Source organism: Acutalibacter intestini, assembly GCF_034334985.1.
Taxonomy (GTDB): domain Bacteria; phylum Bacillota; class Clostridia; order Oscillospirales; family Acutalibacteraceae; genus Acutalibacter; species Acutalibacter intestini.
The window spans coordinates 53011-76869 of the sequence record NZ_JAWXXL010000016.1 but is presented as its reverse complement, the minus strand read 5'-3'; the positions used below and the strand labels follow the sequence as shown (position 1 = coordinate 76869).

General features: G+C 56.6%; 17 protein-coding genes. 7 read left to right on the top strand and 10 right to left on the bottom strand.

Features of this window, described 5'->3' with window-relative positions; genetic code table 11:
• Positions 1 to 7: 7 nt before the first annotated feature.
• Positions 8 to 739 carry a type I 3-dehydroquinate dehydratase gene (aroD, locus tag U8U68_RS12660; protein ID WP_322201344.1) on the bottom strand — a complete coding sequence of 244 codons (732 nt, stop codon included), beginning with the start codon at positions 737 to 739 and terminating at the stop codon, positions 8 to 10.
• Positions 740 to 1081: 342 nt separating this feature from the next.
• On the opposite strand from aroD, the gene ilvD reads away from it, so the two are divergent.
• A complete protein-coding gene (gene ilvD / locus U8U68_RS12655; protein ID WP_437124431.1) occupies positions 1082 to 2806 on the top strand; it encodes a dihydroxy-acid dehydratase in 1725 nt (574 codons plus the stop codon).
• A gap of 228 nt (positions 2807 to 3034) precedes the next feature.
• Here ilvD and U8U68_RS12650 read toward each other — a convergent pair whose 3' ends face one another.
• The 3 genes from U8U68_RS12650 to U8U68_RS12640 all read right to left on the bottom strand — a co-directional run bounded on the left by U8U68_RS12650 (position 3035) and on the right by U8U68_RS12640 (position 9418).
• Positions 3035 to 4063 carry an aldo/keto reductase gene (locus U8U68_RS12650; protein WP_322201342.1) on the bottom strand — a complete coding sequence of 343 codons (1029 nt, stop codon included), beginning with the start codon at positions 4061 to 4063 and terminating at the stop codon, positions 3035 to 3037.
• A 228-nt stretch (positions 4064 to 4291) separates the two neighbouring features.
• Positions 4292 to 7090, bottom strand: a complete 2799-nt coding sequence (locus U8U68_RS12645; protein ID WP_322201339.1) for a glycoside hydrolase family 3 protein — start codon at positions 7088 to 7090, stop codon at positions 4292 to 4294.
• A gap of 165 nt (positions 7091 to 7255) precedes the next feature.
• A complete protein-coding gene (locus U8U68_RS12640; protein ID WP_322201337.1) occupies positions 7256 to 9418 on the bottom strand; it encodes a Tex family protein in 2163 nt (720 codons plus the stop codon).
• Between the two features lie 219 nt (positions 9419 to 9637).
• On the opposite strand from U8U68_RS12640, the gene fucO reads away from it, so the two are divergent.
• The 6 genes from fucO (at position 9638) to U8U68_RS12610 (ending at position 14854) form a co-directional block, all read left to right on the top strand.
• A complete protein-coding gene (gene fucO / locus U8U68_RS12635; RefSeq protein ID WP_322201335.1) occupies positions 9638 to 10783 on the top strand; it encodes a lactaldehyde reductase in 1146 nt (381 codons plus the stop codon).
• A 101-nt stretch (positions 10784 to 10884) separates the two neighbouring features.
• A complete protein-coding gene (locus tag U8U68_RS12630) occupies positions 10885 to 12048 on the top strand; it encodes an AGE family epimerase/isomerase (protein WP_367575825.1) in 1164 nt (387 codons plus the stop codon).
• 12 nt (positions 12049 to 12060) lie between these two features.
• Entirely contained in the window at positions 12061 to 12492 is a 432-nt protein-coding gene (locus U8U68_RS12625) for a GNAT family N-acetyltransferase (RefSeq protein ID WP_322201331.1), read from the top strand.
• Between the two features lie 216 nt (positions 12493 to 12708).
• Positions 12709 to 12912 (top strand): nucleoside triphosphate pyrophosphohydrolase family protein, encoded by a 204-nt coding sequence (locus U8U68_RS12620; protein ID WP_322201329.1) that lies wholly within the window; start codon positions 12709 to 12711, stop codon positions 12910 to 12912.
• A 294-nt stretch (positions 12913 to 13206) separates the two neighbouring features.
• Positions 13207 to 13383: a hypothetical protein gene (locus U8U68_RS12615; RefSeq protein ID WP_322201327.1), complete on the top strand. Its 177-nt coding sequence runs from the start codon at positions 13207 to 13209 to the stop codon at positions 13381 to 13383.
• 307 nt (positions 13384 to 13690) lie between these two features.
• The gene (locus U8U68_RS12610) at positions 13691 to 14854 is read left to right on the top strand and encodes a glycoside hydrolase family 130 protein (protein WP_367575824.1); all 1164 of its coding nucleotides are present in this window, start codon (positions 13691 to 13693) and stop codon (positions 14852 to 14854) included.
• A 90-nt stretch (positions 14855 to 14944) separates the two neighbouring features.
• Here the strand turns inward: U8U68_RS12610 and U8U68_RS12605 are convergent, their stop codons facing one another.
• The 6 genes from U8U68_RS12605 to U8U68_RS12580 all read right to left on the bottom strand — a co-directional run bounded on the left by U8U68_RS12605 (position 14945) and on the right by U8U68_RS12580 (position 23805).
• Positions 14945 to 17509 (bottom strand): beta-mannosidase, encoded by a 2565-nt coding sequence (locus U8U68_RS12605; RefSeq protein WP_322201325.1) that lies wholly within the window; start codon positions 17507 to 17509, stop codon positions 14945 to 14947.
• Between the two features lie 527 nt (positions 17510 to 18036).
• A complete protein-coding gene (locus tag U8U68_RS12600) occupies positions 18037 to 19734 on the bottom strand; it encodes a type 2 periplasmic-binding domain-containing protein (RefSeq protein WP_322201323.1) in 1698 nt (565 codons plus the stop codon).
• 205 nt (positions 19735 to 19939) lie between these two features.
• Positions 19940 to 20860 carry a carbohydrate ABC transporter permease gene (locus tag U8U68_RS12595; RefSeq protein WP_322201321.1) on the bottom strand — a complete coding sequence of 307 codons (921 nt, stop codon included), beginning with the start codon at positions 20858 to 20860 and terminating at the stop codon, positions 19940 to 19942.
• A 17-nt stretch (positions 20861 to 20877) separates the two neighbouring features.
• A complete protein-coding gene (locus tag U8U68_RS12590; protein WP_322201319.1) occupies positions 20878 to 21828 on the bottom strand; it encodes an ABC transporter permease in 951 nt (316 codons plus the stop codon).
• 435 nt (positions 21829 to 22263) lie between these two features.
• A complete protein-coding gene (locus U8U68_RS12585; protein ID WP_322201317.1) occupies positions 22264 to 23076 on the bottom strand; it encodes a PHP domain-containing protein in 813 nt (270 codons plus the stop codon).
• Between the two features lie 96 nt (positions 23077 to 23172).
• Positions 23173 to 23805, bottom strand: a complete 633-nt coding sequence (locus tag U8U68_RS12580) for a hypothetical protein (RefSeq protein WP_322201315.1) — start codon at positions 23803 to 23805, stop codon at positions 23173 to 23175.
• Positions 23806 to 23859: the final 54 nt, after the last annotated feature.

Genomic DNA, 23859 nt, shown 5'->3' with positions numbered 1-23859 from the left:
CTCTTTCTCATTGGTCAAGTGCCTGTAATATCTCACAAAGCTTTTCAGCCGGCAGCTGCCCTGGCGCCGAGGCCTCTGTCCCCGCGCCAAAGGTCATGCAGCTGCCAATAAGCCCCCCCGCCACCCGGCTAAGCTGACCCAAAGGCCCCATGCTCATGGTCACCACTGGCCCCAGCCGCTCATAGGCCAGCAGAGTGGCATCCATCAGCCGCAGCACGTCCCGGGGGCTGTTGGGCATGACCGCCAGCTTGGGCAGGTCGGCCCCCAAAGCTTTCATTTGCTCTAAAATGGCCACCATGCGGCCCTGGGTGGGCGTCTTTTGAAAGTCATGGTGGGAACAGATTACCCCCAGGCCCCAACGGTGCGCTGCCCGTATCAGCCGTAAAGCCCTGTCCTGCCCCTGGGCCAGCTCCACATCCAGCAGAGAGAAGCCCCCCGTCTCCATCATTTCCAGCAGAATCTCTTCATATTCTTCTGGAGAGGCCGTCCCCTGGCCCCCCTGGCCCCGGGTGCGCAGGGTGCAGAGCAGCGGCTTATCCGCTTTTTGACAGAGCTCCTCCAGCGCCACCGTAAGAGGCCCCCTAAACAGATCCGCCCGCCACTCGTACAAGCCTGCGGGCAAGTCCTGGGCGGTGGTCATCTGGGCTAACAGGCTGGGCAAGTCCTGGGCGGTAAGGGGCAGGCATATTTGGGGCGGGCCTTGGCCAAAGCTTAGCCCGGCTATCTCTATGGTTTTCATAAAAGGCATCTCCTTGTTGATCTTTTACGCTTACTATACCACATAGTATAATTGCCGGAACGTAAAAAGTCAATTGAATCCCTATTGCCAGTAAGAATAAATTCATATATAATATAAAGGTGTTCCCCTTGCCCAGTGGAAGCATGCCGTAATCAGGGCCCTGCCCCTAAAAAATTCGCTAGGAGCTCTGCCTGACCCCGCAGCGCTTTGCGTCTTTTTCTGCGTCCGCTGGGCTTAGGCCCTGTATGAAGCATCAAAAGCGCCGTCTTTTCCTCTATTTTCAAACACGGCCTAGTAAGGGAAAGACCAGATTATCTTATCTATAGAAAGGGTTCTTTCTCCATGCTGAAAAGTCAAGAAGTCCGCAAAATCGCCCCAGAGATGGACCCCCTGCGCCTGGGTATGGGCTGGTCTCCAGAGGACCTAGACCGGCCCCAGGTTTTAGTGGAAAGCACCTATGGTCAAAGCCACCCTGGCAGCGCCCACCTGCTGGAAATGGCCCAGACCGCCGCCGCCGAGATTCAAAAGGGCGGCAGCCGCCCCGCACTATATTTTGCCACGGACATCTGCGATGGCATGGCCCAGGGCCACGATGGGATTAATTACTCCATGGCCTCTCGAGACACCATTGCAAATCTTATTGAAATCCACGCTAAGGCCACCACCTTTGACGCCGGGATCTTTTTCTCCTCCTGCGACAAATCTGTACCCGCCCAGCTTATGGCCATTGGCAGAGTGAATATCCCCTCTATTCTGGTTCCTGGCGGGGTAATGCCCGCCGGACCTGACCGCCTAACCCTGGAACAGATTGGCATGTACAGCGCCATGTTCCAGCGGGGAGAGATCAGCGAGGAGCAGTTTACCTTTTATAAGCGGCACGCCTGCCCGGGCTGCGGGGCCTGTTCCTTTATGGGTACGGCCTGCACCATGCAGATTATGGCCGAGGCCCTGGGCCTCACCCTGCCTGGCGCGGCCCTGCTGCCAGCGGGCCGCAGAGAACTGGAAGAGCTGGCCCGGGCTTCTGGGCAACGGGCGGCGCGGCTGGCCCAGGAGGGCCTGGCTCCCCGGAAAATGGTAACCCGCCAAAGCTTTGAAAACGCGGTAATGGTCCACGCGGCCATTTCTGGCTCTACTAACACCCTTTTACACCTGCCCGCCATTGCCCGGGAGTTTGGGGTAGAGCTGACTGGCCAGGACTTTGACCAGCTACACCGGGGGGCCCACTATCTCCTGGACATCCGCCCGGCTGGACGCTGGCCTGCCGAGTACTTTAGCTACGCTGGAGGCGTGCCCCGGGTGATGGAGGAAATCAAATCCATGCTCCACCTGGACGTGATGACCGTTACCGGCAAAACCCTGGGGGAGAATTTGGAGGACCTGCACCGCTGCGGCTATTTTGAGGAGCACGAGGCCCATGTGGCGGCCTTAACCGGCGGGCTGGGCCGCACGGACATTATCCGAGACTTCGACACGCCCATAGGCAGCAACGGCGCCGTAGCGGTGCTAAAAGGCAACCTGGCCCCCCAGGGCGCGGTGGTCAAGCACAGCGCGGTGCCCAAAGAAATGCACCGGGCCGTGCTGCGGGCCCGCCCCTTTGACAGCGAAGAGGAGGCCATCGCCGCCATTCTTCACAAAAAGATCCTGCCTGGAGACGGGGTGATCATCCGCTACGAGGGCCCCAGGGGCAGCGGCATGCCAGAAATGTTCTACACCACCGAGGCCATCGCCTCGGACCCGGAACTGGCCGCGTCCATCGCCCTGATCACGGACGGGCGCTTTTCTGGGGCCAGCAAAGGGCCCGCTATTGGTCACCTCTCCCCCGAGGCGGCCCAGGGTGGGCCCATTGCCCTGGTGGAAGAGGGAGACCTGATCGAGCTGGACATTTCCCGGCGAGTACTGCGCCTGTGCGGCCTGAAGGGGCGGGAGATGACCGAGGAGGAAATTGCTGCCGGGCTGGCGGAGCGCAGAACCCGATGGCAGCCCCCCCAGCCCCGGTACAAGACCGGCGTGCTGGGTCTGTATACCAAAAACGCCTCGGCCCCCATGCTGGGCGGATATATGTGCTAAAAGAGAACAGCGGTGCTGTAAAAGCACCGCTGTTCTCTTTACAAATCAGCCGGAGAGGGGCATCATTGCGCGGTGAAGGGGCGGGCCCCTTCCGGGATCCAAGACGAGAAGCCCTGGCAGGGTTTTGGGCGCGGAGCGTCCTCGAGCCGGCCGAGGCATCATTGCCCATGACATTGACCTTAAAGGCGGGGCGCAGCGCAAGGAAAAGAAGGAACGCCGGCCAAAGCCCTACAGCGGCACCTTGCCCGCCAAAATTTCCTTGTAGTCCGCCAGGTTCCGCTTCAGCAGCGTGGGGGTGTCCAGCTCATAGGGACATTTGCTCTTGCAGTGGCCGCAGTCCTTGCAGTTCTCAATGTTCAGCATCATCTCCTGGGCTTCTGGGGTCAGCCAACCCGCCGAAGGGCTGCGGCGGATAAGCTGGCTCATCCGGGCACACTGGGGAATGTTGATATTGGCCGGACAGGGCAGACAATAGCCACAGGAACGGCAGAAGTTTCCAATCAACTCGGTCCGGTCCCTCTCAATCACCGCCTGAATGGCAGGGTCCTCCATGCTGGGCGGGTCGTCTATGTAACTGAGAAACTCGTCCAGCTCTGCCTCCCGCTGCACGCCCCAAATGGGCAGCACATGGTCGAACTGGGCCTGCCAGGCATAGGCTGCCGCCGAGTTGGTAATCAGCCCTCCGGAGAGTCCTTTCATGCTAATAAAGCCCATGTTCTGCTTTTTGCACAGCTCCACCAGGTCCAGGTCCTTCTCGGTGGCCAAATAACAGAAGGGGAATTGCAGGGTGTCATACAGCCCGCTGCGCACTGCCTCTTCGGCCACGGCCAGCCGGTGGTTGGTAATGCCGATAAAGCGGATCTTCCCCTGGGCCTTGGCTTCTTCCATGGCCTCGTACAGCCCGGTGCCATCCCCGGGCTTGGGGCAAAAGGCGGGGTTATGAAACTGGTAGATGTCAACATGGTCGGTTTTTAGCAGCGAGAGACTGGTCTCTAGGTCCTTCCAGAAGCCCTCCACCGTGGTGGAAGGTGTTTTAGTGGCTATTATGATCTGCTCTCGCACGTCCGCCAGGGCCAGGCCCATCTTTTCCTCGCTGTCGGTATAGGAACGGGCCGTATCGAAAAAGTTGACGCCGGCCTCATAGGCTTTGCGCAGCAGCTGACCGGCGTATTCGGCGCTGACCCGCTGGATGGGCAAGGCCCCAAAGCCGTTTTTGTTAGCCACCAGGCCGGTGCGGCCCAGGGCGACGGTTTTCATGGTGGACTCCTCCTTTGTTTTTCAATACGTTCTCTGTATCATCCTAACATAGGAAGCGGGGTCTAAGTCAAGGGGAGATTCTACAAGGGACACGGTCCCCCTTAGTGGGGAGAGGATTTAAAAGGGAGGGACAGAGCCTCTCCCTTTTGTCCGCCTTTGACCAAAAGGTCAAGCTCCTGCCTAATTGTAGTCCCCAAAGCCCAAACCGGGTAGAAGAAAAGCGAGCACTTACTTCTCCATCCGCTTACGGAACTGCTCCAGGGTCTCGGTCAGTTCCAGGGTGCAGGACTGAATGGCCAGACCAGTCTGGGCCGCGAAGAACCGCAGGTAGAAGTTGCCGGAGAAAGCCGCTACATTCAGTTCTATCGTCTCCCACTCCCGCTGCGCGCCGGTCAGGGTCACAGTCCCCAGCAGGTTCCGGTCCTGGAATACGGAAATAGGCAGCTGCGACACGTCGTTGCTGTCTGTGCTCTTCAGCACCAGTTTCATATTATACATGCCCTGTTCCTTCACCGTCACCGCGAACCGGGTATTACTTCCCTTTTCCAGACCAATAAGGGATGTGTCCAGGGTCACACAGTTATCCTCCCCGGCCCGCGCATAGTGCATTTCCCCGGCGCTGGCATCGTCAAAGGAGGGCGCTTCGCCCAGTTCCTTGTCCAGCTGGGTCTCTTGGCCCCGCAGCCGCAAAAGGGCCGGAGAACGCAGCAGAAAGCCGCAAATATTCTTGGCGCAGCGCTGGAAGTCCCCCCGGGTAACCGTACCGGCGGTCAGGCCCTCGGCGGAATTGTCGTGGCCAGAGTTGGCCCCCGCGTCGGTATTCACCATGAATAGGTCGTTCTGGCCCCGGACCATAGCCGCGGTATTGGTCCGGTCGCCGGGCTGGCCCTCGTCGTTGGACTTGGCCCACCAGTCGGTCATTACCTGGCCTTTATAGCCCCACTGGCTATGAAGGATGGTGGTCAGCAGGTCGTAGTTGCTGGCAGACCAGAAGCCATTGATGGGGTTGTAGCTCGTCATAATAGAATAGGCCCCCGCCTCTTTTACGGGAATTTCGAAGCATTTAAGATACAGTTCCCGCAGGGCCCGCTCGGAAACCACGGCCTCTACGTCATTACGCTTGAACTCCTGGCTATTACAGGCAAAATGCTTGATGGTGCCCGTGACCCCGTACTTCTGCATGGCGGCCAGCTGGGCGGCGGCCATTTTACCAGTGAGCAGGGGGTCCTCGGAGAAATATTCAAAGTTCCGGCCGTTCAGGGGGTGGCGGTGCAGGTTGATGCCAGGGCCCAACAGGGTGTCTACCCGGTTCTTCCGCAGCTCCATGCCCTCATATTCGTAGAGCTCCTCCACCAGGGGCAGGTTGAACGAGCAGGCCTGGCAGGTGCCGTTAGGCATGGAGAAAGCCATGGTGCCGCAATCCATGCGGATGCCGCTGGGGCCGTCGGCGCAGCAGCCTGTGGGAATGCCCTTATCTAGCAGAGACTGGGTCACCCCGCCAAAGGCTCCAGCGGTACCAGGGGTCACCTTGGGAGAGCACATGCCCTCGCCCCGAACCATACAGCATAGCTCTTCCTCGCTAAGCTGGGCTACAAAGTCGTCCAGGCTCACCTTTCCGTCGGCCACGTCCCACAGCTTCCAGCCCTTGTCGCCGGTCTGGGGCAGCTCTGGGGCCATGCGCTGGGCCCTGCGGTCCATGGGGGCCACCGTACGCAGAGGGACCGGCTCATATTCTTTGGCGAAGATGCCTTCCGCCGCCGGGCCGGGGCGCAGACGGTCAAAGGCTGTTACAGGAGCGCAGGCCTCTTCCAGCTGCTCCACCACGGTCTCTTCCAGGGTGACAGAGCCCGCCAGCTTGGCCCGCCGCACATCCGTGCCCACATAGAAAGCGTACTCGCCGGCCTCCAGCACCCAGGCGGACTTGTGGCCTGTAGCGCCGCAGTCGTCATAGGAGGCTAGGCTGTTTACCGGGCATTCCAGAGAGAGAACCTCACTCTCTCCAGGCTGGAGCAGCCGGGTTTTGCCAAAAGCACACAGCACCCGGGCGGGCTTGCCCAGCTGGCCCTGAGGGGCCCCGCAGTAGACCTGCACCACCTGCTTGCCAGGAGCAGCGCCTGTGTTCTTTACCTCTGCCTCAAAGTGCACGTTGGTCCCGTCGATTCCCATGGAGACAGCCTTTACCTCAAACTCCGTGTAGCCCAGACCAAAGCCAAAGGGGTACAGCACCTTGTCAGGGGCAAAGGTCTCGAAGTACCGGTAGCCCACATAGATGTCCTCGGCGTAAATATTGCGGGTTTCGCTGCCGTAGTTTCCAGCGGCAGGGTAGTCGCTGATGTCATAGGCAATGGTGTCCGAAAGCCGCCCAGAGGGCTGGGCCGCGCCAGTCAGCACGTCGGCGGTACCCAGGCCGCCCACCTGTCCCCCCTGCCACACGTACATCACAGCGCCGGGCTTATACTCCTCCACCCATTTCATGTCTAGAATGCTGCCGGTGTTCAGCACCACGGCCACCCGAGAGAAAGCAGCGCAGACAGCCTTTAACACGTCTTGCTCGGCCTGGGCCAACAGGTAGCTTCCTTCGGCAGCGGAGTTGTCCTTATCCTCCCCGGCGGTACGGCCCAGAATCACCAGGGCCGCGTCGTTCTGCTTGCTGGCTTTCTCCACCAGGGCCGGGTCCAAAGGCATCTCCTCCTGGTACCAGGGCTCGGCAGCCCAGCCCACGCCCACGTCGAAGGGATGATCCTTCAGCCACTCCTCATAGACCCCCTTCAGCGCCTGGTCCACCTGGACCCGGCCGCTTTTTTCCAAAGCCTGGGTAATGGTGGGCACTGGGGCGGTATTCACCAGACCGCCAGAGCCTGTGCCGCTCTTATAGTAGTTAAACTGGCTGCGGCCAAAAACCGCCAGCTTTTCCCCCTTGTCAAAGGGCAATGTGCGGTTTTCGTTGCGCAAAAGCACCGCGCCCTCGGCCACAGTCTCCCGCGCTTTGGCCGCATAGGCCTTTAGGTCAAACGTTTTGTGTTCCATCCGTTTTCCGCCTTTCCTTTCTATAAATTATGCTCAAAAAGACACAGAAAAGATCTATAGGTATTATACACGAGTTCCGAAATATTTTCAATAGAAAAAGCGGGCGCTGGGAATGTATACAAGACCTTTTTATAAAACCACATGCGGAGTGGTCTAAAAAAGTTTTTACCCCTGTTTTTTCATGGTCAGGGCAATGCGCTTTTTCGCCTGGTTTACCTCCAGCACTGTCACCTCCACCACGTCTCCTACAGTGACCACTTGGCTGGGATTTTTCACAAACCGGTCCGCCAGCTGGGATACATGTACCAGGCCGTCTTGGTGTACACCAATGTCCACAAATGCGCCGAAGTCCACCACGTTGCGCACCACCCCGCTTAGCTTCATGCCTGGAGCCAGGTCGCTGATGTCCATTACGTCTGTGCGCAGCAGCGGCGGGGGCAGCTCGTCCCGAGGGTCCCGGCCGGGCTTTTGCAGCTCGGCGGAAATGTCTCGCAGGGTGGGCACGCCTACCCCGCAGGCCTCGGCGGCTTTAGCTGCCCCCAGCTTTTCCAGCCGGGTGCCCAGTTCGCCCAGGCCCCCCACGTCCTTTAGCGTATAGCCGCACAGCGCCAGCAGCTTTTCCGCCGCTTGATAGGACTCTGGGTGCACAGCGGTGTTGTCCAGCACGCTCTCACTCTCGGGCACCCGCAAAAAACCCGCGCACTGCTGAAAGGCCTTGGGACCCAGTTTAGGCACCTTCAATAGCTCCTTCCGGGTGCGGAAGCCGCCGTTTTCCTCCCGGTAGGCGGCCACGTTCTTGGCCACAGTGGGGGTAATCCCCGCCACCCGCCGCAGCAGGGCCGGGGAGGCTGTGTTTACGTCCACGCCCACGGCATTCACGCAGTCCTCCACCACCCCGTCCAAAGCCTCTCCCAGCCGGGCCTGGGGCATGTCGTGCTGGTACTGCCCCACGCCGATGGCCTTGGGGTCAATCTTCACCAGCTCGGCCAGGGGGTCTTGCAGCCGCCGGGCAATGGATACCGCCGAGCGCAGGCTGACATCAAAGTCCGGGAACTCCTCTGCCCCCAGCTTAGAGGCGGAGTACACCGAAGCCCCGGCCTCGCTGACCACCATATAAGAAACCTGGCCAGGATACTCTTTGATAAACTCGCTGACAAAAATTTCCGACTCCCGGCTGGCAGTACCGTTTCCGATGGCAATGCAGCTGACCCCATGGCGCTCGCAAAGGCGGCGCAGCACCTTTTTGGCCTCTTCGGTCTTGTTATGGGGCTTGGTGGGGTAGATCACGGCGGTTTCCAGCACCTTGCCGGTCTCGTCCACCACCGCCAGCTTACAGCCGGTGCGATAGGCCGGGTCAAAGCCCAGGGTGACCTTGCCCTTTACCGGGGGCTGCATCAGCAGGGGGCGAAGGTTGAGGGCGAAAGTAGAGATGGCCTGTTCTGCGGCCTGTTCTGTCAGGGCCTTGCGCACCTCCCGCTCTAGGGAGGGGAAAATCAGCCGATCCCAGGCGTCCTGAGCAATGTCCTGTAGGCGGCTAAAGAAGGGATGTCCAAGGGCCACGCCCTGCAAGATCATACCCACTGGGCCAAAGTCTCCGGGCAGCACCGAGACCTTCAGGGCGCCCTCCCGTTCACCCCGGTCCATGGCCAGAATTTGGTGGCCTTGCAGCCGGCGCAGAGGCGACTGAAAATCATAATAAGTGCTATAGACCGTGTCCTCCTCTGTATTGGCGGCACAGCGCAAGTCTCCTTTGCGATTGATATTCTCCCGCAGAACCTTGCGGCGGGCCGCGTCATCGGAAAAATCCTCGGCGATAATGTCTCCGGCTCCCTGCAGGGCCTCCTCCAGGGTGGCCACACCTTTTTCCTCGTCCACAAAGGTTTTGGCCATCGCCTCCAGGCCGGCCAGGGTCAGGGCCCTGCCCTCGGGGTCTTTGCCGGTCCATACCGCCTGGGCCAGGGGCTCCAGGCCCCGGTCTCGGGCCACGCTGGCCCGGGTCTTGCGCTTGGGCCGGTAGGGGCGGTACAAGTCCTCCACCTCGGTAAGGGTGGCGGCGGCGTTCACAGCAGCCTCCAGCTCTGGGGTCAGCTTTTCCTGGGCGGCCACTGCGGCAATGACTTCGGCCTTGCGCTGGTCCAGGCCCCGCAGATATTGCAGCCGGTCGGCCAGCGTGCGAATGGTCTGGTCGTCCATGGTGCCGTGCTGCTCTTTACGGTAGCGGGCAATAAAAGGCACGGTATTGCCCTCGTCTAAAAGGGCCACCACAGCCTGGGCGTGTTCTGGACGAACATGAAGCTCTTGAGAAAGATTTTCAATGATATGGTCCATATAAATTACCTCATTTGCTATTAGGATGGGTTTCCGCCGCCGGAACAGGCGGACTCGATTATTATAACACCAAAGGCAGGGCTTTGCCAAGGGGTTTTTCCAAGGGAACAGCCTGCTTTGGCCAGTCTCTTCTCCCAGTTCGCCCTTGCAATCTTTGGCAAAATGTAATATAATAAAGCGAATGGCATCCAAAACATTTTATTCAGGAGGCAATACAGTATGGCTGTCAATCGTTTCGTGCTCAACGGCATTTCGTATCACGGCAAGGGCGCTATCCAAGAGATTCCCGGCATCGTCCAGGCAAAGGGATTTCAGAAGGCCTTCATTGCCACCGACCCCGATCTGCTGAAATTTGGGGTTACTAAAAAGGTTACCGACCTGCTGGACCAGAAAGGCATGGCCTATGAGGTTTACTCTGACATCAAGCCCAACCCCACCATTGAGAATGTTCAGTCCGGCGTGGAGGCCTATAAAAAGTCCGGGGCCGACTACATGATTGCCATTGGAGGCGGTTCCTCCATGGATACTGGCAAGGCCATTGGAATTATTATCAATAACCCGGAATTCGCCGACGTACGCTCTCTAGAGGGTGTAGCTCCCACCAAGAACCCCACGGTGTTTACCATTGCTGTGCCCACCACCGCAGGTACCGCCGCCGAGGCAACTATCAACTATGTGATCACCGACGTGGAGAAGAAGCGCAAGTTCGTGTGCGTGGACGTGAACGACATCCCGAACATTGCCGTGGTGGACCCAGACATGATGTCTACCATGCCCAAGAGCCTTACCGCCGCCACAGGTATGGACGCCCTGACCCACGCCATTGAAGGCTACACCACCCGCGCAGCCTGGGAGCTGGCCGATTGCTTGGACTTGGAAGCCATTAAGCTGATCTCCAAAAATCTGCGGGCCGCTGTAAATAACGAGCCCCACGGCCGGGAGGGCATGGCCTTGGCCCAGTATGTCACTGGCATGGCTTTCTCCAACGTGGGCCTGGGCATTGCCCACTCTATGGCCCATACTCTGGGCGCTGTGTACGATACTCCCCACGGTGTGGCCTGCGCCATGTGCCTGCCCATTGTCATGGAGTATAATCAGGCATATACTGGCGAAAAACTGCGGGACGTGGCCCAGGCCATGGGGGTGGACACCACTGGCATGGACCAGGCCGCTTATCGCCAGGCTGCTATTGACGCGGTGCGGAAGCTTAGCGTGGATGTTGGCATTCCCACCAAGCTGGAAGCTTTGAAGGAAGAAGATCTACAGTTTCTGGCCCAGTCCGCCGCAGCCGACGCCTGCGCCCCGGGCAACCCCAGGGAAGCGGGGGTGGAGGACTTTACCGTTTTGTTCCGCAAATTGATGTAATGGTATAACGCAATCCATAAAATTTCAGGGCTCCCCACCGGCCTTTCTGGTCTGTTCCGTGCGGGAATCCCTATTTTTAGGAGATGATTTTTTTGACAGAAATGGTACAGGAGATCCGCCAGGAGCTCACCGGCCGCATTATCCCTTTCTGGACAGGCCTGCGGGATAACCGCCAGGGCGGCTATATGGGCCAGGTGGACTTTGACCTGACCCGCCAGCCACAGGCCCAGCGGGGCTGTATTCTCAACAGCCGCATCCTCTGGTTTTTCTCCCAAGCCTACCAGTTCCTTAAGGACCCCGCCCTGCTGAAAGAGGCCCGCCACGCCTATCAGGCTCTGCTCACTATGCTGGACCCAGAGCACGGCGGCGTGTACTGGTCCATGAACCCGGATGGCACGGTATTTGACAGCACGAAGCACACCTATAACCAGGGCTTCGCGGTATATGCCCTCTCTGCCTACGCTCAGGCCAGCGGCCAGGAGGAGCCCCTGGAGCTGGCCCAGAAGCTGTTTCATCAAATCGAAGCCCGCTGCTTTGACGGGGCGGGTTACCTAGAGGCCTTTACCGCTGATTGGCGGCCCGCAGGCAACGAAAAGCTAAGCGAAAACGGCGTGGAGGCCGGCCGCACCATGAACACCCTGCTCCATGTGCTGGAGGGCTACACCGGCCTGTATGAGGCGGGCCGCGACCAGCAGGTGCGGGACCGGCTGATATGGATCTTGAACACCTGGGCGGAGAAAATCTACAACCCGGACCGCCGCCGGCAGGAGGTATTCTTTGACCTAGACTACCATCCCCTCATCGACCTGCACAGCTTTGGCCACGATATAGAGACTTCCTGGCTGCTGGACCACACCCTGGACGTGCTGGGCGACCCGGCCCTGACCGCCCGGCTGCGGCCCATGCTACTAAGCATGGCGGAGCATACTCTGGAAGCAGCCTATACCCCGGGCAATGGCTTTGCCAATGAAAGCGAAAACGGCGTGGTGGACGCCACCCGGGTTTGGTGGGTCCAGGCCGAGGCGCTGTTGGGCTTTCTCAACGCCTGGCAGCACACTGGCGAGGAGCGCTATTTAGAGGCGGTCCGCAGCCAGTGGGCCTATATTCGGGACGTGATGGTGGACAAGCGCCCCGGCTCAGAATGGTACTGGTCCTGCCAGGCGGACGGCACACCCATCCAAAAGCCCATTGTGGAGCCCTGGAAATGCCCGTATCACAACGGCCGCATGTGCCTAGAGGTGCTGCGCCGGGACCCGGCGCTATAGGAGAGCCTGGCCATGTTTACCATACAGCCGGAGCGCCTGACCGCCACCCAGTACATCGATTTCCTCAAGCGCACAGACCTAGGTTCTCAGTATCCAAAAGAGCGCTTCCAGCAGCGTATTGAGACTCTGGTCCAAAGCGCGCCCATCAGCCTGACTGCCCGGGACAAGGCCGGAACACTTTTGGGGGTATGCTTCGGCATTACAGATTTTGCCTACTGGCTGTTCATCACCGACTTGGGGGTGGACCGAGACTATGTGGGCCAAGGCATCGGCAGCCAGCTGCTGCATACCGCCCACGAAGCTGCCGGGGGCCAGCGGGACATCATCCTATATACCTGTGCCGCCCAGGACGCCGTACCCTTTTATGAAAAACAAGGCCTGATGTTTTCACAGGATGTGATGCAGCTGAACCGCGTCGATTGGACTGAGTTTCCCGTAAAATAATTATTAGAACCTGTATTTACAGCCTGCAAAGGTTGTTTGAGCGAGGATTTTCGGTTATCAATATAGACATTAAGGCGGACACCATGACCATTCATGAATACCAGGCCCTGGCCCATGACCCTCCTGAACCCTAAGCTAGCGGCGCCGGGATGTGTTGATTAACTGTGTAATGGGCCTGTGCGGCAAGTCTGGCGAAGCCATTGACATTGTAAAAAAGTGGCTGGCCCAGGGCCACCAGCTGGAGCGGACGCATCTGGCAGAGGGCTGGGAGATGTCGCCTGGTATCTGGCCAAGGCCGCCACTGCCCTGGACCTGCCCCTGGAAGAGATTTTCCAGGCTAACATTGACCAGATGCGCCAGCGCTATCCAAAGGGCTTTAACTGCGGGCGCTCTCAAACGCGGCTGGAAAGAGACCTGTGACGGATGATCCATCCCCTTCATCCTGACCAACTAGGGCTTGTTTGAAAAATCGAAAACGTCGTCTTTTTGGCCAGAAGAGGCCGCTTTCTACGTCGAAAATCCTCGTCAATCGCCAGAGTGACGTAGTTAGCGCAGCTAACTACAGCGGTTCTTCTCCTTGAAATTGTCCCCTTCTGGCCCAAAATTCGTCATTTCCTCTATTTTCAAACAAGCCCTAGACCGAATCATGGAAATCTGGCTAGCAGGCAATCTGGCCGCCCCCTTTCATCTCCTCCGCCTATTAGCCAGTGCTATTTGGAAGTCTCTGTAGGGAAACTGCCGCATCCTAGCCAGGTGCGCGGCAACGAGAACCAGCTGTGCTGGTCTACCTTAGACCAGGACTTTTTCGACGCTGCACAGTATGCGGGAGAGGGAAATATGGGGCATATCCTGATGCAAGTCAAAGGGTACCAAGACCAGCTGTTCCCCTGACCGTGGCCCGCCGCCCTCTCCACGCTCTACAGGCCAACATCTGAAAGGCTCTTTTATACAACCTTACATGCGAAAAGCTCCGGCTAAGCAGCCGCGCCATCCGGCATATTTCCCTAAAGGCGTTTCCCAGAAAAGAACAAATGCCCTTTCTGCGGATGGCGGCCATGTCCCAGCTTTGAAATGAGGAAGTTACCGGCTTTTACAAGGAATGCCCCCCTGCTGCCTGGTTTATCTGGCCCACAACCGCAGGCTGGTCTTTTAAAGTGATGATTTTTCTGGCAAGAACACAAATAAGGAGTGACCACCAATGACCTATCAAGAAATTAATGCCCGCTATGAGGCTTTGATCAACCGCCCTAATATGGTAGACGAGAGCCACCACAATGGCATCTATGAGCGCTGGATGCACCCAGTGCTTACCCGGGAACACGTGCCGCCTTTCTGGATGTACGACCCAAATCCCACCACCAACCCCTATATGATGCAGCGCTTGGGGGTGAATGCCGCCTTTAACAGTGGAGCCATTCTGCTGGACGGCAAGTACACCCTGGTGGCCCGCATGGAGGGTGCGGACCGCAAGAGCTTCTTTGCCGTGGCCCAAAGCGACAGCCCCACCCAGGGTTTCCGGTTCTGGGACGAGCCTGTCGTACTGCCCGATACCTGCCCGGAAGAGACCAATGTTTACGACATGCGGCTGACAAAGCATGAGGACGGCTGGATCTATGGCGTGTTCTGTTCCGAGAGCAAGGACCCCCAAAATTCGGACCTCTCCGCCGCTGTGGCCGCCGCGGGCATTGTGCGCACCAAGGACTTGAAAACCTGGGAACGCCTGCCCAACCTGGTGACCAAGCGCTCTCCCCAGCAGCGGAACGTGTTACTGCACCCGGAGTTTGTGGACGGCCAGTACGCCTTTTACACCCGGCCCATGGACGACTTTATTGATACCGGCAGCGGCGGGGGCATTGGCTTTGGCCTGTGCAAGGACATCGCCCACGCCGAAATCGACGAGGAACGTATGACCTCCATCCGGCGCTACCATACCATTACCGAGAGCAAAAACGGCGCGGGCGCTGTGCCCATTAAGACGGACAAGGGGTGGATTCACATTGCCCACGGGGTGCGCAATACCGCCGACGGCCTTCGGTATGTGGTCTATGCCTTTGCCACCGCCTTGGATGACCCCGCCAAGGTGATTGCCGAACCCGGCGGGTTCCTCATTGCCCCCTATGGCGGCGAGCGGGTAGGCGATGTCAGCAACGTGGTATTCACTAACGGGGCCATTGATACCCCGGACGGCAAGGTGTACATCTACTACGCCTCCAGCGACACCCGGCTGCACGTGGCCTCTACGGACATCGGCCGGCTGACGGACTATGTGTTCAACACTCCCCGGGACCCATACCGCACCGCAGACTGTGTGCGCCAGCGGGTGGAATTTATCCGAAAGAACCTGGAATTTTTGAATCAGTAGGGGCGGAAACACGCCCTACTACATAAAAGACGCCCCGCTGTACAGCCCAACAGCGGGGGCGTCTTTCTTTGCTTTATCTGTCAATTATATTTAGATCTTTTCTTTCTCTCCCGGGGTCATCTCCGCCACTACCAGGTTCGGCGGGGTGTGGCTTCCCTCTTGACGGATGGTCTTGCTCTCTCCTGGGTACAGCTTAAAGTAATTGTCGCTAAAGTGTACCCGGTCGTCCTCAGCCTGCAAATAGGCCACCGGCACATAGGCGTCTGCCGAAACTGTAACCAGCAGATCGTTCCCGTCTTCTTCCACCCGGTCGATCTTCACCTGGGCCCTGGGGAAGGTATAGTCCCGGTAATAGGCCCGCAGGCTGTCGGCAGTCTCAAAGCCATCTCCTTTGGCAAAGAAGAAACCCTTTGTCAGATCGCCAGATACCTCAACGGTAAACTGCTGCCAACTATGAGCCCCTACCTGCATGCTCTTCTCTACGACCGCGCCGGTTTTGCCATCAAACCCCATATAACCAATGCCAAGCTTAGCCTCCAGGGCTTCGGGGGTCTCGTTGATCACCGTTACCAGCGCGCCGCCTTGGCTCTGCCGGACAATCAGCTTTCGGGTGGCAAAAGCCCGCTTTAGGAAGTAAAAGCTTACCTTGCGGGTCAGATAGTAGTCGATGATGGTCCAGCCGGTCTCGGGCCAGCAGTCGTTGTACATCCAGATCAGGTCTCCGGCGCCATAGGGCTTTTGACGCATGGCCTCGGCCATCTCCGCGTACAAGCAGCCTTGCATGATGCCGCTGTACAACAGATAGCCCTTGGTGTCTAGGGTGGAGAAGTCCGTCAGGTGCCGGTTGATGGCCCCGTCGATAGGCTCGCGCTTCCGGTCGAACTCGCCGTGGTGCTTCCAAATAGCTCCCTCCCGGTCCAGCTCTTCCCCATCATGGTACCGGCGGACTGTGCTCTCCATCTGGGCCCCGAAGAAGCCATATTCGCTGGAGAACCGGGCGGGCATCCGGTCAAAGGCCTCCAGCTCATACTGGAATTTAAACTTGGTGTTGGGGTCCCTGCCCAGGTAGGTCCAGGCATGCACGTCGCCGTCATCCACCTGGTTGGCCCTGGGGTCACCAAAGTAGGGGGACGAGGGCATGTAGGGAATCAGCGGGCTATTACGATGCACCGCCCGAGGCTGGATATAGTTGAAAATCTTTTCGCCATAGAACCGAGGCAGCTTGATCGGCTCCGGGAACCAGTCCGTGTAGGACTCCGCAATCTCGTTGTTGCCTGTCCACACCCCCATGCAGGCATAGTGGGCCAGGCGCTTGGTCTGGTACTCGGCCTCCTGCTCGGCCTCAAACAAAAAGGCCGGGTCATGGTCTGGGTAGTAGCCGCATGCATACATAAAGTCGTGCATCAGCAAAATACCGTCCTCTGAGCAGTACTCATAGAAGCAGTCCGGCTCGTAGGTGCCGCCGCCCCACATCCGCAGCATGGTAAAGCCCGCGGCCTTAGCCTCGTCTACCAGCGTGCGGTAGCTGCTGTCTGGCGTACGCAGATACACGGAGTCCGTGGGCACCCAGTTTCCGCCCTTGCAGAAAACCCGCACGCCGTTAACCTTGAAGAAGAAATTCCGGGTACCGTCCTCTAGCTTGGAATGGTCGATCTCTACCGTACGCAGGCCGATTTTTTTATCCTTTGCAATAATACTGCGCCCGCCGCAGGTTACTTTTACCCGGAAGATATACTGGTGCTGGTCTCCATAACCGTTCGGCCACCAGAGCTTAGCATTTTCCACCACAGCGGACTCTTCCGCATAATTCACGCCGCCGGTAAGCAGTAAGGTCTGTTTGCCAGCAAAAGCCACGATCTCGCCATCCAGCAGCTCATATTCCAGTATAGCTTCTTTCGAAGAGCACATGTCGCTTTTTTCCAGTTCAAAGGCAAAGCGCACCTGTGCACAGTTCTTGTCCACAGAAAGCGTATCCACCCGGCTGGCAGCCACCCGGGCCCCGGTGAAGGCTTCAATGCGGATGCCCCGGCCAATGCCGCAGGTGGGTACTGGCTGGCACCAGTCCCAGCCATAAGTAAACTGGGGCTTGCGGGTATAGACACGCTGGTCGCAGATCGCATTTTCACTGGCACAGTAAAAGGCAATGCTGTCCTTGGGATAGTGGTCCTCCATGCCGGAGGTTAAGCGGATAATAATCTGGTTTGCGCCAGGCTTTAAAAAGCGCTTCACATCCTCACAGAAGGGACAAAACGCATTGGTGTGGTGGCCGGCGGGCTTTCCATTAATAATAATGTCTGCCTTAAAGTCCAGCATTTCAATGTACAGGCGAACAATTTCCTCTTTCAACAGGTCTTCTTCCACCTGGAACTCCCGGATGAACCACCAAGAAAAATCCCGGATCCACAGGCAGTCCTTGGTGTTGGTTTTAAGGAAGGGTTCGCTGATGATCTCCGCCTCCACCAGGGGGGTAATCACATCACAGGGCACATTGGCGGTGATAAATCCCTCTTTGCTGGGAAAGGCATTGGGCATTTTCCCGTGGTAAACGTCAAATTTCCCCTCTGGGCGGTCCAGCACCTCTTGAAAGCGCCCAGGGGTCATGTCCAGAAACTCGGCCCGTAGTTTCCAGGGGCCGGAAAGGTCCAAAGTACGCATAATAAGTTCCTCCTTAAAAGGAAAAAATGTGAGGCTGGCAAAGGACGGAGCGAATCGTCAAAGCGCAATCTCAGAACCGGAAAGATTCCCAGCGGGAAGCATTCTGACTCGACTAGGGCTTGTTTGATAATAAAAGGAATGACGAATTTTTGGTCAGAAGTGGTCAGATTCCAAGAAAAAAACGCAAGTCAACCTGTCGGTTGACGAGGATTTTTGACGCGGAAGATGGCCGCTTATGGGCAAAAAGCCGGCGTTTTTGATTTTTCAAACAAGCCCTAAACCGGCTGGGCACAAACATGGGAACATTCTGCGCTTCAGGAGCTTAGGGTCTGCGTCCCTCAGGCCTTACCAGTAGGCAGCAGCTCCCCTTTAAGAATCCCAGGACACAAATGTCTTTTGTGTGTCCATTATTCGCCATGAGCTTCTGACTCCTATAAAAAAGAAATATGGGAGAGGTATCTCGCCTCTCCCATATTCTACAGCTTTATTTCACAATGTCAATAGCTAATATGAAATAATTTCAAAAATTATTGCTGGTTGACCTTATTGTCCATGTACTCCTGCATCCGCTGAGCCTGAGCGTCATACACTTCCTGGGCCTCCGCGGTAGCGCTTTCTAGTCCAAAGCCGTTCAGGGTAGCAATGTAGGTATCCCAGGTATCAACAGACTCCTGGCCACCAATGACGCCCCACAGGTAACGGTTCTTCTCATCAGTGATGTCCGTGCCGCATTCAACCCACTGGGTCAGCAGAGCCGGGTTCTGCCACTCCACCAGATGGGCAGCGGCATCGCGGCTGTTTTCACCAGACTTCTGGAACAGCGCGGTGGTAGAGGGAATATTGGTGATCAAACCCTCGTCCTTACGGTTGAACAGGTTGTTAAACAGGTTCAGACCGATGTTTTGGGCATTGTTCTCCTCGCCTTCGCAAGAGATGATGGGCTGGTAAACACCATCCTCATCATAGGTATACTCCTGGCCCTCAACACCATAGCGGCGCTCAATGTAGTTCTCCAGGCCGCACATGTCATCATAAATGGCATAGGCACGCTCGGGATCGGTGCAGGTATGGGTGATGCCAAAGTGAGCCCAGGCAGCGCTGGTGGCAGGATCCTCCTGAGGATTGCCGTTGGGACCGGAGATGGGATCAATGGGAACCCACTTGGCATCAGGATTGGACTTATAGAAGCTCATCATGGTGCCGGAATCGGGGTTATTATAGGCGCACCAGCTGTAGGTGATGCCGAAGCCGCCGTTGGCCATTTCCTCGTCGCGGTCGGTGTCCTGGGTGATGTTGGGAGTGATGTAGCCCTTGGCGTACAGATCGGCCACGTCAGAAATCCATTCTTTGGTGTTGTCGGTGGCGGGGCCGTAGGCTACCTTGCCGTTGTCGTCCACAACCCAGCGGTCATAATGGGTGTAGTCGTAGCCCTGAATCCAGGGCCAGAAGGAACGGAAGTCGTAACCGTCGCCGCCCAGACCATAGGTGTCGTTCTTGCCATTCTTGTCGGGGTCGTCCTCGGTAAAGGCCTTCATAACAGCCTCCAGCTCCTCAAAGTTGGTGGGAGCCTTGAGATTCAGGTTATCCAGCCAGTCCTGACGGATCCAGGTGACCTCGCAGGAAGGCTCGGCCACGTCGCCGGGAATGCGGTAGATAGAACCATCTTCCTCGGTGGCATAGAAGAGGGTCTTGGGGTCCATCTTGTTGTAGTAGTCGCGGATGTTGGTATAGGTATTCATGTACTTAGACACATCCACCAAGCGGCCTGCCTGCTTCCACTGTAGGAAGTCGTTATCCATCCCCCACCACCACATGATATTGGGGGTATCGTCGGCAGCCATCCGCAGGTTGATAAAGGACTGGCCATCAGCCCAGCCGGGAATAACAACCAGCTCAATGTTGACATTGTACTTTTCTTCCAGCATTTTCTCTACGCGGCTGTCAGACTGGGTAAAGCCGGTCATAACAGCGATGGAGAGGTCCATGGGCTCAGAGATGTTCAGAACGTCCAGCTTTTCGCCGGTGCCTGTCTCGCTGCCCTCGGGTGTGCTAGATTCATTCCCGCCAGCGGTGCTGCTCTCGGGGGTAGAGCTGCTCTTGTCCTCGCCGGTGCTGGCTGTGCTACTCGAGCTGCTTCCACTGTCGTTGCCGCAGGCAGCGAACAAAGCAACGCACATGGCAAGAGCCAGAACCAAGCTGAGAATCCGTTTCACTTGCTTGTTCAATTTGTTTTCCTCCTAACACAATTGTAAGAAAATATAGATCACAGCCGCCGCTGAAAGGCAGCGGCCGCAAATCCCAATAATTCTGTAGACCCATATACAGTCTACGTTCACGCTGGCTAACGCGCGTAAAACAACACATAACTAACTTTTCTGACCTGGCCAGTAAAGCGAACCCCTATAAAGCGGGGCCAGCGTCTATGCTGGGTTAGCCCTTTACGCCGCCGATCATGACGCCTTTCACAAAATGCTTCTGCACGAAGGGATACACTAGCAGGATCGGCACAGTGGCTACCACAATAGAAGCCGCCTTGATGGTCACGGCATTGGCGCTCTCCTGCACACGCACATTGACGCCCGCCTGCTGCATGGCCTGCTGGGTGTTGGTCAGCATGAACCGCAGCACAGCCTGCAAGGACCAAAAATCGGGGTTGGTGATGTACAGAACTGTACTAAAGTAATCGTTCCAGTACATAACCGCGTTGTACAGCATAATCGTGGCAATCGTCGCCTTGGAAAGAGGCAGGATAATGCTAAAGAAAATACGGAAATCATTTGCTCCATCAATACGGGCCGCCTCCTCCAGGCTCTCGGAAATAGACAGGAAGAAGCTCTTCATAATAATGCAGTTATAGGCGCTAACCAGCAGCGGCAGAATTAAAGCCGCCAGGGTATCATATATGCCCAGGTTACGAATCAGCAAATAGTTCGGGATCATGCCCGCATTAAAGATCATGGTAAACAGTACCAGGAACATCATAATGCCGCTGCCCCGCAGCCGGGACTTACTAAGAGGATAGGCTGTCATAGCGGTAACCAGGGTACCCATCACAGAGCCCACTGCCGTAACAAAAATGCTGACGCCAAAGCCTTTATAGATTTGGGGGTTTTTAAATACTGACTCATAGGTGCCCAGATTAAAGCCCTTGGGGTACAGGAAGATACCGCCGCGCAGGGCTGCGTCCGTGGAAGAGAAGGACTGCATAAACACGTGCCAAAAAGGGTAGAGCATGATCAGGCAAAGAACCGTAAAAAACGCATAGTTAAACACGGTAAATACTTTCTCGCCCAGGGAGGTCTTGATCTTATTGCTGTGTCCAGTGACACCAGCCGCAATGCTTTTTGCCATGATGTTTTACCTCCTCCTTACCAAATGCCTTCATTGCCAGTCTTCTTAGCCACCGTATTTACCGTGACGATAAGAAGCAGGGCAATAACCGACTTAAACATACCCACGGCAGTACTGAAGGAATAACTGTTCTTCTGTACGCCGATGCGGTACACATAGGTGTCTATAATATCGGCCACGTCGTACACAGGCGCGGAATAGAGCATGAAGATCTGGTCAAAGCCAGCGTTCAAAATATTATTGCAGTTCATGATCAACATAATAATGACCGTAGGCATAATGGCCGGAATCGTCACATGCAGCAACTGCTTGAAACGCTTGGCACCATCAATAGAAGCGGCTTCGTACAGCTGGGGATCTACGCCGGAAAGAGCCGCAAAGTAGATAATGGTGCCCCAGCCCATCCCTTTATAAATGTCACTAACAATCAACATGGGCACAAAAGCGCCTTTATCTGTAAGTACCTGAATTCGTTGGCCGGAAATCATCTCAATAAGGTCGGTAACGATACCGTTAGAAGGATCCAGGAAGTTCATGACCAGGCCGGCCATGATAACCCAAGATACAAAGTAGGGCAGGTACAAAAGGGTTTGGGCCACCTTTTTAAACCTCAGGTTGCGCATTTCATTCATCATAAGAGCCAAGATAATGGGAATCGGGAAACCGATAACCATTTTCAAGATGGCAATGTACAGGGTATTTCCCAAAACTTTGGGGAACTGGGGCTTGGTGAACAGGTCGGTAAACTGCTTCATCCCCACCCAAGGGCTGGAGGATGGGTCGAACGCGTTATACTCCATAAACGCGATGCGCAGGTCGTACATGGGTATGTACTTAAAGATGATAAAGAAGATCAAGCCAGGCAGCAGAAGCAGGTATAGCCATCTGTCCCGAAGCATGTCACGAAACAGTCTGGACCAGTAGCCGTTGCTTTTCTCGTTTTGCGGCTTGGCGGTGGCGGTTGCCATATAGAGCCCTCCTCTTATTGATTTTGACTGTGCCTTTTCAGGAGCGCCCCCCTGGAAACGGTCCACAGTCTGCCTATAATCCCGGTTTTACCGGGATTGCCGAGAGGGCGCCCTCTCGGTGGCAGATAAGATTTGTACACATTATATCAACGATTGGCCTATTTGTAAAGAGGTTTTTACAAAATATTGCTAGTCATTACAGAATTGTAACTTTTTTGAATATTATTTTTAAATTTCTTGTTATCGATTTAGCGCAATTAGCCGAAAAAACCAGGCTGTATTTCACTCTAAGAATCTGGTAATATCACACAACACTCTTTATGTGCATTCTGTTTAGTCATATTTTTAACCTTTGCCGGGTCCACCACAAAAAAAGTGCCGGTCAGGTCAAAAACCTGGGCGGCATATACTTCTATTCTACTACACATAGGCAGCTTATACAAAAATCCAATCCGTGTTTAAATCCAGAGCAGCCAGCTGAATGTCCGGCTTTACCTTCTCCCCGTGGAAGTCGCTGCCGCCCGTGGGGTGCAGGCCATAACGCCTGGCCAGCTCTAAATAGAAGGCCTGCTGCCGGGGGGTGTGCACTGGGTAGTAACACTCTATTCCCTCCAGGCCCCAGCCCTTTAGCTGGGCCACCAGCTCCCGCAAGGGACCGTCCCCCAGACCCAGCTGGTAGGGGTGGGCCAGCGATGCCTTTCCCCCCGCGGCTTTAATGGCCTCTAGGCACTGGCGGGCCGTGGCTTTCCAGGGGGCGATCCGCTGGTACTCCTCAGTATCCAGATAACGGTCAAAGGCCTCCCGGTTGCTCTGCACATAGCCCTTTTCCACCATCACCCGGGCAAAATGCGGCCGGCCGATCGCCCCACCGCCGGCTATACGCCGCACTTCCTCTTCCGCAACAGGAACACCTTTCTCCTCCAAAAAGTCCAGTAAGCGTGCCACGCGCTCTTCCCGGCCGGTCCGCAGCTTTTGGCACAGACTGGCAAGAGCCGGGGCCTCTGGCGCAAAATTGTACCCAAGAATATGCAGGTTTCGATACTCCAGTGCTCCTAGCTCTATACCTCGTACCACAGTGACCCCCAATCGTTCCCCGGCCTGGCCAGCTTCTTCCACGCCATCAACGCTGTCGTGGTCTGTTAAGGCAAGCACCTGAATGCCCCGCTCCTTGGCCAGCTCTACCAGCCGGGCGGGCGCGTATTGTCCGTCTGAGGCGGTACTGTGGGTGTGCAAATCGGCAATACTCATGGTGGCCTCCCCCTTTACAAAAGATGCTTTTGGGTTAATTATACCACTCCTAGCCTCCCTTGTCAAAGCGGGAATTTCCTTTCTCTTCATTTACCTCTATCTTTCATTAAAGAATGCCGCCAGCCCTTTGGCCTGCTCTTCCGAGCAGCCGTCCACGTTCAGCAGAACCACGTCCCCATCTTCCCCATAGACATACTGCCGCTCCACCGCCCGGTCGCCAATCAGACTTTTTCTGCATCCAATGGCCGCCAGCCGGAGCAGTGGCTTTCCCCTGCCCATGGCCAGTCCATATGTACCCGCCTGTTCTCCTGGCATTACTTGTAGCCGGTAGGGGGGCAAATCTCCCAGCGGACGGTCAAAAAACAGGGCCGCACAGCAGTTTGAACACACAAACCCATCTTTTACTAAGACTGCGCGGGTAATAGGCCGCCCGAACCGGATGCCGTCCTCTCCAATAAACAGCACGTCCGCCCCGGTCCGGATGACCTCGGCAATGGCCCCGGTGCGTTCCCGGTGGGAAAGCCCCCGCAGGTTTAGTAAATGGATGGCGTAGCTAAGGGCGCACAGGCCTTCATCTTGCAGGTAGCGCTCCAAAGCCGCCCTTTCCGGGCGCTCCCGCCGGCTGGCCGCTCGTTTCGCGTAGCCCCTTTTGATGCCAGCCGCCAGGGCTATTATAATGAAAAAAGCTAAAATTATTAGGACCGTTGACAAAGCAGGGCCGAATTCCATAGGGGTTCTCCTTATACAAAAAATCTATTTTCATCTCATTTTACAACAATTTGT

Coding starts and splice junctions, on each gene's coding strand:
- aroD (WP_322201344.1), bottom strand. CDS start 739: ATGAAAACCATAGAGATAGCCGGGCTAAGCTTTGGCCAAGGCCCGCCC.
- ilvD (WP_437124431.1), top strand. CDS start 1,082: ATGCTGAAAAGTCAAGAAGTCCGCAAAATCGCCCCAGAGATGGACCCC.
- U8U68_RS12650 (WP_322201342.1), bottom strand. CDS start 4,063: ATGAAAACCGTCGCCCTGGGCCGCACCGGCCTGGTGGCTAACAAAAAC.
- U8U68_RS12645 (WP_322201339.1), bottom strand. CDS start 7,090: ATGGAACACAAAACGTTTGACCTAAAGGCCTATGCGGCCAAAGCGCGG.
- U8U68_RS12640 (WP_322201337.1), bottom strand. CDS start 9,418: ATGGACCATATCATTGAAAATCTTTCTCAAGAGCTTCATGTTCGTCCA.
- fucO (WP_322201335.1), top strand. CDS start 9,638: ATGGCTGTCAATCGTTTCGTGCTCAACGGCATTTCGTATCACGGCAAG.
- U8U68_RS12630 (WP_367575825.1), top strand. CDS start 10,885: ATGGTACAGGAGATCCGCCAGGAGCTCACCGGCCGCATTATCCCTTTC.
- U8U68_RS12625 (WP_322201331.1), top strand. CDS start 12,061: ATGTTTACCATACAGCCGGAGCGCCTGACCGCCACCCAGTACATCGAT.
- U8U68_RS12610 (WP_367575824.1), top strand. CDS start 13,691: ATGACCTATCAAGAAATTAATGCCCGCTATGAGGCTTTGATCAACCGC.
- U8U68_RS12605 (WP_322201325.1), bottom strand. CDS start 17,509: ATGCGTACTTTGGACCTTTCCGGCCCCTGGAAACTACGGGCCGAGTTT.
- U8U68_RS12595 (WP_322201321.1), bottom strand. CDS start 20,860: ATGGCAAAAAGCATTGCGGCTGGTGTCACTGGACACAGCAATAAGATC.
- U8U68_RS12590 (WP_322201319.1), bottom strand. CDS start 21,828: ATGGCAACCGCCACCGCCAAGCCGCAAAACGAGAAAAGCAACGGCTAC.
- U8U68_RS12585 (WP_322201317.1), bottom strand. CDS start 23,076: ATGAGTATTGCCGATTTGCACACCCACAGTACCGCCTCAGACGGACAA.
- U8U68_RS12580 (WP_322201315.1), bottom strand. CDS start 23,805: ATGGAATTCGGCCCTGCTTTGTCAACGGTCCTAATAATTTTAGCTTTT.